Below are 14544 nucleotides of genomic sequence, written 5' to 3' on the forward strand. Positions count from 1 at the left end.
GTCCTGGCTAGGCGATCGGGGACGTGAGAGGTGTGGCGGCGTGGCCGTGTTTGCGACGGCCGGCGGTCCGGCGGCGTGCGTGGACCGGGCGAGGCGGGCGCCGCCGCGTTGTGGAGAGACCGTTCATGGGCAGGCTCACGGCGTGCCCGCCGGTGGCGGGATCGGCGCGCGGGCGCGGGGATCGTCCTGCACGCTGCGCATCCAGCCCAGCGCCAGCTGCGGCCATGCCGCCAGCGGCAGGCCGGCGATGCCGCGGGTGCCGAAGCCATGGCCGCCATGCGCGAACAGGTGCAGCTCGGCCGGCACCCCGGCCTGGCGCAGCGCCTGGTAGAACAGCAGGCTGTTCTCTTCCGGCACTACCGGATCGTCCTGCGCGTGCACCAGGAAGGTCGGCGGCATGCCGGCATGCACCCGGTTCTGCAGCGAGTAGGCGGCCATGGTCGCCGCGTCCGGATGGCGGCCCAGCAGCCGCAGCCGCGAGCCGGTGTGCGCCGCGGTGCCGCTGCCCATGTCGATGACCGGGTACAGCAGCAACAGGAAATCCGGCCGCGCGCTGACCCGGTCGATCGCATCGCGCGCCGGATACACCACGTCGTCGTAGCGGGTGCCGAGGCTGGCGGCGACGTGGCCGCCGGCGGAGAAGCCGATCGCGCCGATGCGCTGCGGATCCACGCCGTAGTCGGCGGCATGCGCGCGGATCAGGCGCAGCGCGCGCTGCGCATCGGCCAGTGGCTGGTCGCGCGCCATGGCGCCGTCGGCGGCCGCATCGGGCAGCCGGTAACGCAGCACGAACAGGGTGATGCCGGCTTGTTCGGCGAAGATCGATACCAATGCCGTGCCTTCCTTGTCCAGCACCACGCGCGCATAGCCGCCGCCCGGCGCCACCAGCAGCGCGCTGCCGTTCGGGTGCTTCGGCCGGTACACCACCATGTAGGGCTGGTAACGGCCGCTGAGCGCGCGATCGGGCAGGGCCGGGTCGTCGCTGCGCTCGACCAGGCGCGCGTGCTCGGAGCCGGCCGTCGACCCCGGCGCCGGACCGGGCCACAGCGGCAGCCGCGCCGCCGCCTCGGCGGCGCTCTCGCTGGTCGGCCGCTCGGCCGCTGCCGTCGGGCCGAGGGCGCCCAGCAACAGGCACAGCGCCGCCAGCAGGGCGATGCCGGAGCGGGGCCGGCGCCTGCCGCAGGATGGGGACAGTGGTTCGGCGGGACGTAGGCGGGTGGCGAGGAGTCGGGCCGACATCATCGAGATCTCGTCGTGGATGGAAGAAACCCGCGGCGCGTGGCCGAGGGCACGATGGCCCCAGTGTGCGCGCCGCCTGCGCCAACGCATGGCGCTGTATCGCTGTTGCTGTTGCTGTTGCTGTTGCCGATTCCCGATTCCCGATTCCCGGCCTTTTGCCGCACCGCACATTGCCAATGACACCGGTTTACCATATACAACGGCGCAACGCGCTGTCGATGCGCGGCGCAGCAATTCCGATCCCCCACATTCCTTGCGGAGATGCCCTTGAGCCTTCCTTCCGGCCCGTCGCAGACGCCACCGCCCGCGTTGGCCGACATCGCGGCCCGCTTCGTCCAGGCCCGTCGCCATGGCCGCTCGTTGCCCGATTTCCCCGGTGTCATCCCCGACGATCTGGAGACCGCCTACCGCGTGCAGGACCTGGCGATCGCGCAATGGCCGGACCGCGTGGTCGGCTGGAAGGTCGGCTACATCGCCCCCGAGCGTCGCGACCACTCCGGGGACGAGCGCCTGCTGGGCCCGATTTTCGCGGCTGCGCTGTGGAATGCTACCGGTGGAACAACGGACATCCCGGTGTTCGACGGCGGCTTCGGCGCGGTCGAGGCCGAGTACGTGCTGCGCCTGGACGCGGACGTGCCGGCCGACCAGTTGCACTGGACTCCACAGCAGGCCGCGCAGGTGCCGGCGACATTGTTCGTCGGCGTCGAGGTGGCGAGCAGCCCGCTGGCCACGATCAACCAGCTGGGGCCGCGCGTGGTGATCTCCGATTTCGGCAACAACAACGGCCTGCTGCTGGGGCCGCAGGTGCCGGACTGGACCGCGCTGGACGAGACCGCGCTGCGCGCCGAGACCTGGATCGAGGGCCAGTGCGTGGGCACCGGCGGCGCCACGCTGTTGCCGGGCGGCCTGCGTGCGGCGTTCGCGTTCGCGCTGGCGCGCTCGGCCAGGCGTGGCCGGCCGCTGCGCCGCGGCGAGCTGATCGCCACCGGCAACGCCACCGGTATCCACGACATCGCCATCGGCCAGCAGGCGACGATCCGCTTCGACGGCTACGGCGAACTTCACTGCAGGGCGGTCGCGGCCTAGGCTGGCGACGGCAATGACGCGCGGGAGGGCGCAGCATGATCACTCGTAGACGATTCCTGGGCGCGGGCCTGACCGCGGCGGCCGCGGCCGGCGTGCCGCTGGGTGCGCTGGCGCAGGCCGGCGGTAGCGGTACGCGCCTGCTCACCGCCACCGACGTGCACGTGGCCGACTACCCCACCGTGGAGGCGGTGCGCTGGTTCGGGCAGATCCTGGAGCAGAAGACCGGCGGCCGTCTGCGCCTGCGCGAGTATCACTCCGGCCAGCTCGGTCGCGAGGCGGAGGCGATCGACATGGCGCGCTTCGGCGCCATCGACATCACCCGCGTGTATTCCGGCGCGCTGAACAACGCTTTCCCGCTGACCCAGGCGCTGTGCCTGCCGTACGTGTTCGACTCGGTGGCGCACCTGCGCCGCGCGATCGACGGCCACGTCGGCGACAGCATCCTGCGCAGCTTCGAACAGCGCGACCTGGTCGGGCTGGCGATCTACGACTCCGGCGCGCGCTGCTTCTACAACACCAAGCATCCGCTGCGGCAGCCCAAGGACCTGCACGGGCTCAAGCTGCGCGTGGCGAACTCGGACATCTTCCTCAAGCTGATGCGCATGCTCGGCGCCAACCCCACGCCGATGTCGCTGGGCGAGACCTTCTCGGCGATGGAAACGCACATGATCGACGGCGCCGAGAACAACATGCGCAGCTTCCAGTCCAGCCGCCACTTCGAGGCCGCGCACTACTGGTCGCAGAGCGATCACTCGTACGCGCCGGACGTGCTGGTGATGTCCCGGCGCAGTTTCGAGACGCTGACGCCGGACCAGCGCGCGCTGGTGCTGGAGACGGCGCGGCAGTCGGTGACGGTGATGCGCCGGCTGTGGGACGCCTCCGAGGCGCAGGCGCGGCAGCAGGTGATCGACTACGGCGTGGCCATCAACGAGGTGGACATGCCGGCCTTCCGCAAGGCCGCCGCGCCGCTGCTGGCCGAGTACCGGCAGCAGCCGGAGATCGAAGCCCTCTACCGCCGCATTCGCGATTTCGCCTGAGTCCATGCCGATGACCGACCACGCCCCCGCCCTCCCGGTGCCGCCGCTGCAGCGGCTGCTGGACCGGATCGCCAACCTCGCCATCGGCACCGCCGCCGCCGCCCTGCTCGGGCTGGTGGTGGTGCAGGGCTGGCAGGTGTTCACCCGCTACGTGCTCAACGACTCGCCGAGCTGGACCGAGCCGGTGACGCTGCTGCTGCTGAGCACGGCGATGAGCCTGGGTGCCGCCGCCGGCGTGCACACCCGCCGCCACTTCGGCTTCTTCCTGCTGGCCGAGACGCTGCACGCCAGCCTGCGCCGCGTCATCGACCTGGTGCGCCCGCTGCTGGTGGCCGCCATCGGTGCGGTGATCGCGTGGTGGGGCGCGGTGCTGCTGCTGGACGGGCTGGACATCAAGATGGCCGGTGCGCAGATGCCGCAGAGCATCAACTACCTGCCGCTGTCGATCGGCGGCGCGCTGATGAGCGTGTTCGCGCTGTACCAGGCCTGGCGGGTGCTGCGCCCGGGCGCCACCATGGGGAGGAACTGAGCATGGCCATCGCCATCCTGTTGGGATTGTTCGTGGTGCTGCTGCTGATCGGCGTGCCGGTGGCGTATGCGCTGGGCACGGCCGCGCTGGCCACGCTGCTGTATCTGGACCTGCCGGCGGTGGTGCTGGTGCAGCAGATCTCCGCCGGCAGCGGCTCGGCGTCGCTGATCGCGATCCCGCTGTTCATCTTCGCCGGCGAACTGATGCTGCGCGGTGGCATCTCCGACCGCCTGATCGCGCTGGCGTCCTCGCTGGTCGGGCGCATGCGTGGCGGCCTGGGCCAGGTCAGCGTGCTGTCCTCGCTGTTCTTCGGCGGCGTGTCCGGCTCGGCCATCGCCGACGTCTCGGCGGTCGGCGGCACCATGATTCCGCAGATGATCAACCGCGGCTACGACCGCGACTACGCGGTCAACGTCAGCATGACCGCGGCGCTGGTGGCGCTGCTGGTGCCGCCCTCGCACAACCTGATCCTGTTCTCGGCCGCGGCCGGCGGCGGCCTGTCGATCGCCGACCTGTTCGCCGCCGGCATCGTCCCGGCGCTGCTGATGACCGCGGCGATGATGCTCACCGGCTATGCGGTGGCGCGCTCGCGCGGCTACGGCACCGAGGCGTTCCCGGGCTGGCGCGCGGTGGCGCTGCGTCTGGTCGGCGCGCTGCCGGGCCTGGGCCTGGTCGCGCTGATCTTCGTCGGCATCCGCGCCGGCATCTTCACCGCGGTGGAGAGCGCGGCGATCGCGGTGGTGTACGCGTTGCTGGTCACCGCGCTGCTGTACCGGCAGCTGCGCTGGGCGGAGTTCTTCGGTGCGGTGACGCATGCCGCGCGCACCACCGGGGTGATCCTGTTCGTGATCGCCACCGCGGCGGTGTTCGGCTGGCTGCTGGCCTACCTGCAGGTGCCGGCGGCGGCGGTGCGCTTCCTGCAGTCCATCGCCCACAGCCAGCACACCGTGCTGCTGATGATCGTGGTGATGCTGCTGCTGCTGGGCATGTTCATGGACCTGGCGCCGAAGATCCTGATCTGCACGCCGATCTTCCTGCCGGTGGCCAAGGCCTACGGCATCGATCCGATCCACTTCGGCCTGGTGATGGTGCTGGCCGGCGGCATCGGCCTGATCACCCCACCGGTGGGCTCGGTGCTGTTCATCGGTACCTCGATCGGACAGATCACCGTGGCCCAGAGCATGCGCACCATCTGGCCGTTCTGGCTGGCGGCGCTGTGCGTGCTGCTGATCGTGGCGTTCTTCCCGGAGCTGTCGCTGTGGCTGCCGCGCGCGCTGCGCGCCTGAGCCGGCCCGGCGGCGCCGGCTCGCGCCAGGCGGGTGACCGTGGGCCGTTCGCGCCGATGGCCGCTGCCGGCCTTGGCAGCGCCGCGGCCGGTCACCGGGGCGGTGCGCCTACACCGCTTCCGTGACCGTGCGCTGGAGCGAACATGACACCCAGTAGAATCCCCTTTCTTTCGCCCGGTTTTCCGTCCATGGCGCCGAACAAGCCCCGTTCCGTCGATGCTCCCGCTTCCGCCCACGGCAAGGCCGCGACGATCAACGACATCGCGCGCCTGTCAGGGGTGTCGAAGAAGACCGTGTCGCGGATCATCAACAACTCGCCGCTGGTGCGCAAAGACACCCGCGAGAAGGTCGAGGCGCTGATGCGCGAGGTCGGCTATGCGCCGGACCCGCTGGCGCGCGGGCTGGCGTTCCGTCGCTCGTTCCTGATCGGCATGGTCTACGACAACCCCACCGCGCAGTACATCGTGGACATGCAGTACGGCGCGCTGGACGCACTGCGCGGCTCCAGCTTCGAACTGGTGGTGCATCCTTGCGACAGTCGCAGTCCCGGCTACATCGAGGGCGTGCGCCGCTTCGTGCAGCAGCAGAAGCTGCACGGGGTGATCCTGGTGCCGCGCGCCTCCGAGGACCAGGCCCTGGCCGACATGCTCGCCGGCATCGGCGTGCGCTACACCCGCATCGCCTCGCTGCCGCTGGACGACACCTCGCAGATGGTGGTCACCCACGACCGCGACGGCGCCGCCGAGGCCGCCGACTACCTGCTGTCGCTGGGCCACCGCGACATCGCCCTGATCACCGGCCCCAGCGCCTACCGCTCCGCGCACGAGCGCACCGCCGGCTTCATCGACGCGCTGACCCGGCGCGGCATCGAACTGCCGCCGGCGCGCATCGTCGAGGCCGGCTACACCTTCGAATCGGGCGTGGCCGCGGCGGAAAAGCTGCTGCTGGGCAAGCAGCGCCCCAGCGCGATCTTCACCGGCAACGACGAAATGGCCGCCGGCGTGTACAAGGTCGCGCTGCGCGCCAACATCAACATCCCGCGCCAGCTGTCGATCATCGGCTACGACGACAGCCCGCTGGCCTCGCGGCTGTGGCCGTCGCTGACCTCGGTGCGCCGGCACACCCGCGACACCGGCCGCACCGCCGCGGCCATGCTGATCCAGCCCGAGGGCACGCCGTCGCTGGCGGTGGCCAGCGTGCGCCCGCACCTGATCGTGCGCGACTCCTGCCAGCCGCCGGAAGACTGAGCGCGGCGGCGCGGCGGCGCGGCGAGCTGCCGCAGCGAGCGGTGGCAGACGGAGGCTTGCGGCCTGCCAGGCGCTCGCGACGACACGGCGAGATGCATGATTCGCGCCCCGCCAGTTCGCCTGGCTCCGCCGCACGCGCATCCGCCGCTGCGGGAGCGGCGTCAGCGACCTGCAATGCGGGTGTCAGGCGCTTTGTGGGGAGTCGACGGTCGTGCAGACGCGACAAGCGAAGCCGAAAGCCGACTGACACCCTCCGTCGTCGGGACTGAAGTCCCTCCCACAGGGAGGCCCAGCGCATTCCTGTGGGAGCGGCTTCAGCCCCGACGCGCACGAACCGAACTGCCGCGGCGAACGATTCCCGGCAGACCGGGAGCCGTTCCCAGGCAGCAGTGAAGCGCCTGCTGACCGCGGGGCGTGCGCGTTTCAACGCCATCCATGCGTCGCACCCACATGTCGGCCGGGGCACGTGTCCCCCACCGCCTCCCGACTCGCCGCAAACGGTCTACACTGCCGCCGACCGTGCGGACACCGCTCCGCCCATCGAAGGCCCGCTCCGTTCCGGCACCGCCCGGGCGGACCGCGCGGCCTTCCTGCGAGGAGCCTTCGCCATGTCGTCCCCCATCCCCGCCCCCGTCGCGGTCCGTTTCGGCCGCCTGGCGCCGACCGTGCCCGTCGCCGAGATCGCCCGCGCCGTCGCCTTCTACACCGAGCGCCTGGGCTTCCGCAGCGTGTTCCAGAACGGCAATCCGGTCGGTTTCGTGATCCTGAAGAAGGACGACGCCGAACTGCACCTGACCCTGCGTCCCGACCACCGCGGCAGCACCAGCAACGTCGCCCACCTGATCGTCGACGACGCCGCGGCCCTGTACGACGGCCTGCAGGCGCAGGGCGTGCGCATCATCAAGACGATCCGCGATGCCGACTTCGGCCTGCGCTGCTTCGTCTTCGCCGACCCCGACGGCAACCGCATCGACGTCGGCCAACAGCTCCCGCGGTGAGACCCGCGCCGCCTGGGCGGCGCCGCTTGCCAATCCCGAATCCCGACTCCCCAATCCCGGCCCTTCGTGCACTGCGCAATGACACCGGTTTACCAGACCCGCTAGACTGTCCTCCGTGGCGGGCTGCCACATGCCGTCGCCTGCACTGGAGCGCCCCATGTCCCTGTACTGCAAGACCCACTACGCGACCCATCCCGACGCGATCAAGGGCGCCAGCAACGACCAGCTGCGCGACCTGTACCTGCTCGATGGCCTGTTCGTCGACGACGCGGTGACCCTGAAGTACACCCACTACGAGCGCTTCGTGCTCGGCGGCGCCGCCCCGCGCACGCGGGCGCTGACGCTGCCGGCGCAGACCGAACCGGCCTCGGCCGCGGGACACCCGTTCCTGGAGCGGCGCGAGCTGGGCGTGATCAACGTCGGCGCCGGCAGCGGCACCGTCACCGTCGACGGCACCGCGTATCCGCTGGGCCCGAAGGACGGCCTGTACGTGGCGATGGGCAGCGCCGAGGTGGTGTTCGCCTCCGACGACGCGGCCAACCCGGCGCAGCTCTATCTGGCCTCCACGCCGGCGCACGCGCGCTTCGCCACCAAGCGCCTGTCGATCTCCGAGGCGGTGGCGCTGGACCGCGGCGCGCTGGAGACCAGCAACGAACGCACCATCTACCAGTACATCGTGCCGGCCACCTGCCAGTCCTCGCAGCTGCTGCTGGGCCTGACCGTGCTCAAGCCGGGCAGCGTCTGGAACACCATGCCGCCGCACCTGCACGACCGCCGCAGCGAGGTCTATTTCTACTTCGATCTCGGCGCCAACGACCGCGTCTACCACTTCATGGGCGAGCCGGACGCGCAGCGCCACATCGTGGTGCAGAACAACGAGGCCGTGGTGTCGCCGCCGTGGTCGATCCACATGGGCGCCGGCACCGCCAACTACGCCTTCATCTGGGCGATGGGCGGCGAGAACCTCGACTACACCGACATGCACGTGCTGGACATCTGCCAGCTCAAGTAGGCCGCCGTCCCGCGCGCCGCTCCCATTCCCGTCGTCCGCATTCCCTCAAGGAGTCCACGCAATGACCCACCCGTTCAGTCTCGAAGGCAAGGTCGCCCTGGTCACCGGCGCCAACACCGGCCTCGGCCAAGGCATCGCCGTGGCGCTGGCGCAGGCCGGCGCCGACATCGCCGCCGCCGGCATCGCCGCGCCCACCGAGACCGAGGCCAAGGTCTCCGCGCTGGGCCGCCGCTTCGTCGCCATCGAGGCCAACCTGATCAGCATCGAGCCGGTGCAGCGCATTCTCGACGAGACCCTGGCCGGGCTTGGCCGTCTCGACATCCTGGTCAACAACGCCGGGCTGATCCGCCGTGCCGATGCGGTGGACTTCAGCGAGCAGGACTGGGACGACGTCATGAACGTCAACATCAAGTCCGCGTTCTTCATGTGCCAGGCCGCCGGCCGCCACTTCATCGCCCAGGGCAGCGGCAAGATCATCAACATCGCCTCGATGCTGTCGTTCCAGGGCGGCATCCGCGTGCCCTCGTATACCGCCAGCAAGTCCGGCATCGCCGGCATCACCCGTCTGCTGGCCAACGAGTGGGGCGCCAAGGGCGTCAACATCAACGCCATCGCCCCGGGCTACATGGCCACCGACAACACCGCGCAGCTGCGCGCCGACGCCGCACGCAACCAGGCGATCCTGGACCGTATCCCGGCCGGCCGCTGGGGCGTACCGGAGGACCTGGGCGGCACCGCGGTGTTCCTGGCCAGCAGCGCCTCGGACTACGTCAACGGCACCGTGATCCCGGTCGACGGCGGCTGGCTCGCCCGCTAACTGCCGTCCCTTCTCCCTTCGGGAGAAGGTGCCCGTCAGGGCGGATGAGGGTACGTCAGCCGCCGACCCGTGTTCCGCCCAACCTGCCCCCACCAACCAATCCCCCACGCAAAGGACCCCCATGAAAATCGCCCTAATGAACGAGTTCAGCCAGGCCGCCAAGAACCCGGTGATCCTGCAGCAGCTCAACGACGTCGCCGCCGCACAGGGCCACAGCGTGTTCAACGTCGGCATGGACGGCGACGCCGACCACCGCCTGACCTACATCCACCTGGGCATCTGCGCCGGCCTGCTGCTCAATGCCGGCGCGGTGGACTTCGTGGTCGCCGGCTGCGGCACCGGGCAGGGCGCGATGATGTCGCTCAACGCGCACCCGGGCGTGTTCTGCGGCTACTGCATCGAGCCGACCGACGCCTACCTGTTCGCCCAGGTCAACAACGGCAACGCGCTGGCGCTGGCCTTCGCCAAGGGCTACGGCTGGGGCGCGGAGATCAACGTGCGCTACATTTTCGAGAAGGCCTTCAGCGGCGAGCGCGGCATGGGCTACCCGGCCGAGCGCCGCGAATCGCAGCAGGCCAACGCCGGCATCCTGACCCAGGTCAAGCAGGCCCTGGCCAAGTCCTACCTGGACGGCCTGCGCGCGCTGGATCCGGAACTGGTCAAGCAGGCCGTGGGCGGCCCGCGCTTCCAGCAGTGCTTCTTCGACAACGCCAAGGACGCCGACCTGCGCGCCTTCGTCGCCGGCGTGCTGGGCAAGGCCGACGCCGCCGCGGCCTGATGTCGCGCCCGCCCAGGCGGGTGTGTCCGGTAGCGTGTTCGCCAAACGCCCCGCATCTGCGGGGCGTTGGCATGCGAACTTACTGCACCAGCAGCAGGCCTTCCGCCAGCGGATAGTTCCGCTCCGGGCAGGCAATATGCATGCTGTCCACCACGTAGAACGTCTGGCTCAGCTTCTGCTCGGTGTGCACGAGGTAGGTCAGCGTGCCGCGCGGCGCGTACAGCTTGGCGAGGATGCCGTGGCCGACCAGCAAGCGCTTCAGGTCCTTGGCGAAGTTGTTGGCGATGGAGTTGGTTTGGCTCTGCGCGCCGACCTGGCAGGCCATCAGCACGATCTCCTCGAACGACTCCTTGCCCAGTCCCTTGGCCAGCAGTTGCTGCAGGAATGCCTCCGGTGCAAGCCCGGCGAAGACGTTGACGTTGCCGTGCGAATTGATCACCAAGCGCTTGCCGCGCGTCTTGTTGCTGGGCGATAGTGAGGCCGCGTCGAGCAGGGTCAGCGCATGCGATTGGTTTTCGCCGAAGTGGGATTGCAAGGCTTTCAGTTTGGCGCCGCGCTGATCCGCCTGATCGCCGTCCAGGCCGACATAAATGAGCATGAGGATTCTCCCGACGCACAGGACCGCCAACATGCGTTGGGCGGGAGCATCCGGGAATCCGGGGTGGCCGCGTCGTGGCGCACCGATCTCGCTCGCTGCGCAGCGTAGGGTCGCCGTCGGTGGCCCGGGATCGGCGCATTGCCGATTCTCCGCTGTGGATTGGCCGATCTCTGGCGCGATGCAGTGTGCCGCAGCGCGATGGCGCAGCATCCAGGTCCGGCGACCGAGCAACACGGCCCGTGCACGCCCGCATTGCGACGGCCCCGCAAAAATTTCTAAAGTTCCACCTAGCGCCGCCGATACACATCACCTAGCTGGGTCCCGCTGCGTCGCGGGACGACATGGATTTTTCTTTCCCTGCCCTGCGCAGGATGGTCATGGAGCGACATCGATCTTCCGCTGTGCCTATTTCCTACTCTCGCCGATGGCCTGGATCGCGTCGTCCGCGTGCGGTCGTGCATGCCTGTCGCATGCAGCGACGCTGGGCAAGGATAGGGCCGCCGGCGAATGGTTTTTCGTAGCTGTATCAACAAGGGGCAATCGATGAAGAACAGTGTGATCAAGGGGGCCATGGGGTTGACGCTTGCGTTGGGCTTGGCGGCCTGCGCGACCGAAACCCATCAGAGCGTCAAACCGCAGACAGTTTCGGCGGCCAGCGTGCCTTACGCCGGCGCACGCGCGCCGATCGCGGTGGGCAAGTTCGACAACCGTTCGTCCTTCATGCGCGGCCTGTTTTCCGATGGTGCAGATCGCCTGGGCAGCCAGGCCAAGACCATCCTGATCACCCATCTGCAGCAGACCAATCGTTTCCGTGTGCTGGATCGCGACAACATGGGCGAGATCAAGCAGGAAGCGCAGATCAAGGGCCAGGCGCAGCAACTCAAGGGCGCCGACTACGTCGTCACAGGCGACGTGACCGAGTTCGGCCGCAAGGAGACCGGCGATACGCAGCTGTTCGGCATTCTCGGCCGCGGCAAGCAGCAGCAGGCCTATGCCAAGGTCAGCCTGAACGTGGTCGATAGCGCGACGTCCGAAGTGGTGTATTCGGTGCAGGGCGGCGGCGAGTACACCTTGTCCAACCGCGAGGTCGTCGGCTTCGGCGGGACCTCCAGCTACGACTCCACGCTCAACGGCAAAGTCCTGGATCTGGCGATCCGCGAGGCTGTCAACAATCTCACCGCCGCGATCGACTCCGGCGCCTGGAAGCCGGTCAAGTGACCCGCAACGGACCCTTGCACATGAATACCCTCAATGTCCGCACGCGGTTCTGGCTTGGCGCCTGCGCCATGCTCGCGCTGGTCGGCTGCGCCCACCAGAGCGCCTCGCTCTACCAGTGGGGCAGCTACCAGGATCAGGTCTACAGCCACTTCAAGGGCGGTAGCCCGGAACAGCAGATCCAGGCGCTGGAAAAGGACCTGCAGGTGATGCAGGCCGCCAACCGCAGGCCGCCGCCGGGACTGCAGGCGCATCTGGGCATGCTGTACGCCGAAACCGGCAACGATGCCAAAGCGCAGCAGGAACTCCTCGCCGAGAAGACGCAGTATCCCGAGTCCGGCACCTACATCGATCTGTTGTTGAAGAACGCCAGCAACGCGAGGAGCGCGCAATGAAGAACGTCGCAAGAATGGCCTGCGTGGCCGTGCTCGGTCTGCTGCTGAGCGCCTGCGCGACGCAGCCGATGTCGCGCGATTACAGCGCGTACAAGGCCAGCAAGCCGCGGTCGATCCTGGTCTTGCCGCCGGTCAGCCATGCACCGGACGTCAACGCCAGCCTGAGCGTGCTGTCGGTCACCACGTTGCCGCTGGCCGAAGCGGGCTACTACGTGATGCCGGTGGCGCCGGTCTACGAGACCTTCAAGCAGAACGGCATCACCGTGGCGGATGAAGCACAGGCGGTGTCTCCGGAGAAGTTGCGGGAAATCTTCGGCGCCGACGCCGCGCTGTACATCACCGTGGAAAAGTACGGTGCCGTCTACCAGATCATCAACAGCGTGGTCGTGGTCTCGGCCAACGCCAAGCTGGTGGATCTGCGCACCGGGACGGTGCTGTGGCAGGGCCAGGCACAGGCGTCGAGCGGCGAAAATCAGAACAACGCCGGGGGCGGCCTGGTCGGAATGCTGGTGACGGCTGCGATCAATCAGGTCGTCAACCAGGTCACCGACCAAGGGCATCAGATGGGGAACGTGGCCAGCCAGCGTCTGCTGTCCGCCGGCCACCCTGGCGGCTTGTTGTACGGGCCCTACAACCCGAAGTACGGCACCGACTGACCCGGCGCCCTGCCCCGTCTCCGTCAGGTTTGGCGGAGACGGGTAATGCCGCGATTCACACGTCGCCGCCGTCCGCCCAGCCTTCGCCGCTGCCGGCATGGAACACGCGGTCCTGCGCCTGCACTTGGCCAGCCGGCAGATGCGCCTGGTCGGCCAGTGCCGCATAGATCGGGGTGAAATCCGGCGAGGTCGCCTGCATCAGTTGTTCGAAGCTGTCGATGACGAAGTAGGTCTTCTGGTAGGTGTCGATGCGGTAGCGGGTGCGCATGATCCGCTGCAGGTCGAAGCCGATGCGGTTGGGTGCGTCCGACTCCAGCGAGTAGAGCGATTCGCCCTTGGACGACACGATGCCGGCGCCGTAGATGCGCAGGCCGTCGGGGGTGTCGATCAGGCCGAACTCCACCGTGTACCAGTACAGCCGGGTCAGGTTCTGCAGCGCGTCCTGACCGATCGCGTGCGCCTTGACGCCGCCGCGCCCGTAGGCCTGCATGTAGTCGGCGAACAGCGGGTTCATCAGCAGCGGCACGTGGCCGAACAGGTCGTGGAACAGGTCCGGCTCGGCAATGTAGTCGATCTGTTCGGGACGGCGGATCCACCAGGTCACCGGGAAGCGGCGGTTGGCCAGGTGGTCGAAGAAGTCCAGCTCCGGCAGCAACCCTTCCACGCCGACCAGGGTCCAGCCGGTGGTCGCCTGCAGCACCGCGTTGAGCTCGTCGAAGCGCGGGATCGCCTGCGAACTCATGCCCATCGCGTCCTGCGCCTGCAGGAACTCGGCGCAGGCGCGGCCGACCAGCAGCTCGCGCTGGCGCGTGTACAGCGTGCCCCAGGTGGCGTGGTCGTCGGCGCTGTAGCTGTCCCACGGCTGGGTCACCACGGCCGTGGTGTAGACCGGCACGTAGCCCTTGTCGGTCTGCTGGTGTTCGACGCGGCGCGGTGCGGTGTCCATGGTCGACGCTCCGGAAAGGAATAGCCACGATGGTAGGCGCGCGGGCGCGCAATGGGCTTGCGAAGTTGCACGGATCGGCGCGCTGTGCGCAAGATTATTGCGTAGAAGCCATGTTGCAGAGCAATAAATGACCGGATCGCCGACCTTCGACCGCACCGACCTGCGCCTGCTCGCCCTGTTGCAGCGGGAAGGCCGCGCCAGCAATGCCGAACTGGCCGCGCAGGTGAACCTGTCGCCCTCGGCCTGCCTGCGCCGGGTGCAGCGGCTGGAGGCCGAGGGCGTGGTCGCCGGCTATGCCGCGCGGCTGGTGCCGGCGGCGATCGGCCTGGGCCTGCAGGCCTTCGTGCGCGTGCAGCTGGAGAAGCACGGCCAGAGTGGCATCGCCCATTTCGCCGACAGCGTGCAGGGCTGGGACGAGGTGGTCGCCTGCCATGCGCTGACCGGCGACATGGACTACCTGCTGCACGTCTACGTCCGCGATCTGGCGCACTTCTCCGCGTTTCTACTGGACAAGTTGCTCAACGCCGCCGGCGTCGCCGACGTCAACTCCAGCTTCGTGCTGCGCACGGTCAAGGACTTCGCCGGCCTGCCGTTGCCGCGCGGCTAGCGGGAACGCTGCGGATGTGTCGCAGCGTGTCGGCGCGTGGCCGCCCTTGTTAAGTTGTTGCTAACGATTTACATTTGCGTTCTGCGACGGCCATCCAC

General features: G+C 68.9%; 16 protein-coding genes. 13 read left to right on the forward strand and 3 right to left on the reverse strand.

The window, feature by feature from the left end:
- Positions 1-135: 135 nt before the first annotated feature.
- Positions 136-1239 carry an alpha/beta hydrolase gene (locus SLW56_RS15485; RefSeq protein WP_295932318.1) on the reverse strand — a complete coding sequence of 368 codons (1104 nt, stop codon included), beginning with the start codon at positions 1237-1239 and terminating at the stop codon, positions 136-138.
- Positions 1240-1500: 261 nt separating this feature from the next.
- On the opposite strand from SLW56_RS15485, the gene SLW56_RS15490 reads away from it, so the two are divergent.
- From SLW56_RS15490 to SLW56_RS15530, 9 genes are all read left to right on the forward strand, one after another.
- Positions 1501-2325 (forward strand): 2-keto-4-pentenoate hydratase, encoded by an 825-nt coding sequence (locus tag SLW56_RS15490; RefSeq protein ID WP_267084912.1) that lies wholly within the window; start codon positions 1501-1503, stop codon positions 2323-2325.
- A gap of 35 nt (positions 2326-2360) precedes the next feature.
- Positions 2361-3362: a TRAP transporter substrate-binding protein gene (locus SLW56_RS15495; RefSeq protein WP_017914540.1), complete on the forward strand. Its 1002-nt coding sequence runs from the start codon at positions 2361-2363 to the stop codon at positions 3360-3362.
- A gap of 10 nt (positions 3363-3372) precedes the next feature.
- Positions 3373-3891 carry a TRAP transporter small permease gene (locus SLW56_RS15500; RefSeq protein WP_191091443.1) on the forward strand — a complete coding sequence of 173 codons (519 nt, stop codon included), beginning with the start codon at positions 3373-3375 and terminating at the stop codon, positions 3889-3891.
- A gap of 2 nt (positions 3892-3893) precedes the next feature.
- Complete coding sequence (locus SLW56_RS15505) at positions 3894-5177, forward strand: TRAP transporter large permease (RefSeq protein ID WP_267084914.1); 1284 nt, start codon at positions 3894-3896, stop codon at positions 5175-5177.
- 188 nt (positions 5178-5365) lie between these two features.
- Complete coding sequence (locus tag SLW56_RS15510; protein WP_017907811.1) at positions 5366-6424, forward strand: LacI family DNA-binding transcriptional regulator; 1059 nt, start codon at positions 5366-5368, stop codon at positions 6422-6424.
- A gap of 608 nt (positions 6425-7032) precedes the next feature.
- On the forward strand, positions 7033-7422 hold the full coding sequence (locus tag SLW56_RS15515; protein WP_320695107.1) for a VOC family protein: 390 nt from the start codon (positions 7033-7035) through the stop codon (positions 7420-7422).
- A 157-nt stretch (positions 7423-7579) separates the two neighbouring features.
- On the forward strand, positions 7580-8434 hold the full coding sequence (gene kduI, locus SLW56_RS15520) for a 5-dehydro-4-deoxy-D-glucuronate isomerase (RefSeq protein WP_320695108.1): 855 nt from the start codon (positions 7580-7582) through the stop codon (positions 8432-8434).
- A gap of 61 nt (positions 8435-8495) precedes the next feature.
- Positions 8496-9251: a 2-dehydro-3-deoxy-D-gluconate 5-dehydrogenase KduD gene (kduD, locus tag SLW56_RS15525; RefSeq protein ID WP_320695109.1), complete on the forward strand. Its 756-nt coding sequence runs from the start codon at positions 8496-8498 to the stop codon at positions 9249-9251.
- 121 nt (positions 9252-9372) lie between these two features.
- The gene (locus SLW56_RS15530) at positions 9373-10029 is read left to right on the forward strand and encodes an RpiB/LacA/LacB family sugar-phosphate isomerase (RefSeq protein ID WP_026144165.1); all 657 of its coding nucleotides are present in this window, start codon (positions 9373-9375) and stop codon (positions 10027-10029) included.
- Positions 10030-10108: 79 nt separating this feature from the next.
- Here SLW56_RS15530 and SLW56_RS15535 read toward each other — a convergent pair whose 3' ends face one another.
- Positions 10109-10837: a hypothetical protein gene (locus SLW56_RS15535; RefSeq protein ID WP_320695110.1), complete on the reverse strand. Its 729-nt coding sequence runs from the start codon at positions 10835-10837 to the stop codon at positions 10109-10111.
- 333 nt (positions 10838-11170) lie between these two features.
- On the opposite strand from SLW56_RS15535, the gene SLW56_RS15540 reads away from it, so the two are divergent.
- The 3 genes from SLW56_RS15540 to SLW56_RS15550 are packed head-to-tail and all read left to right on the forward strand — an operon-like array spanning position 11171 to position 12893.
- Complete coding sequence (locus tag SLW56_RS15540) at positions 11171-11845, forward strand: CsgG/HfaB family protein (RefSeq protein ID WP_017911373.1); 675 nt, start codon at positions 11171-11173, stop codon at positions 11843-11845.
- Positions 11846-11865: 20 nt separating this feature from the next.
- Positions 11866-12237, forward strand: a complete 372-nt coding sequence (locus SLW56_RS15545; RefSeq protein WP_017914534.1) for a DUF4810 domain-containing protein — start codon at positions 11866-11868, stop codon at positions 12235-12237.
- A complete protein-coding gene (locus SLW56_RS15550; protein ID WP_167522045.1) occupies positions 12234-12893 on the forward strand; it encodes a DUF799 domain-containing protein in 660 nt (219 codons plus the stop codon). Before SLW56_RS15545 ends, SLW56_RS15550 begins: the two co-directional genes overlap by 4 nt.
- A gap of 55 nt (positions 12894-12948) precedes the next feature.
- Here SLW56_RS15550 and phhA read toward each other — a convergent pair whose 3' ends face one another.
- Complete coding sequence (gene phhA, locus SLW56_RS15555; RefSeq protein WP_267121681.1) at positions 12949-13839, reverse strand: phenylalanine 4-monooxygenase; 891 nt, start codon at positions 13837-13839, stop codon at positions 12949-12951.
- Positions 13840-13966: 127 nt separating this feature from the next.
- Here phhA and SLW56_RS15560 point away from each other — a divergent pair, with 127 nt between their 5' ends.
- Positions 13967-14446 (forward strand): Lrp/AsnC family transcriptional regulator, encoded by a 480-nt coding sequence (locus SLW56_RS15560; protein ID WP_010343045.1) that lies wholly within the window; start codon positions 13967-13969, stop codon positions 14444-14446.
- The last annotated feature ends 98 nt before the right edge of the window (positions 14447-14544 follow it).

Origin of the sequence: Xanthomonas sp. LF07-6 (genome assembly GCF_034105445.1) — a bacterium.
GTDB classification, from domain to species: Bacteria; Pseudomonadota; Gammaproteobacteria; order Xanthomonadales; family Xanthomonadaceae; genus Xanthomonas_A; species Xanthomonas_A sontii.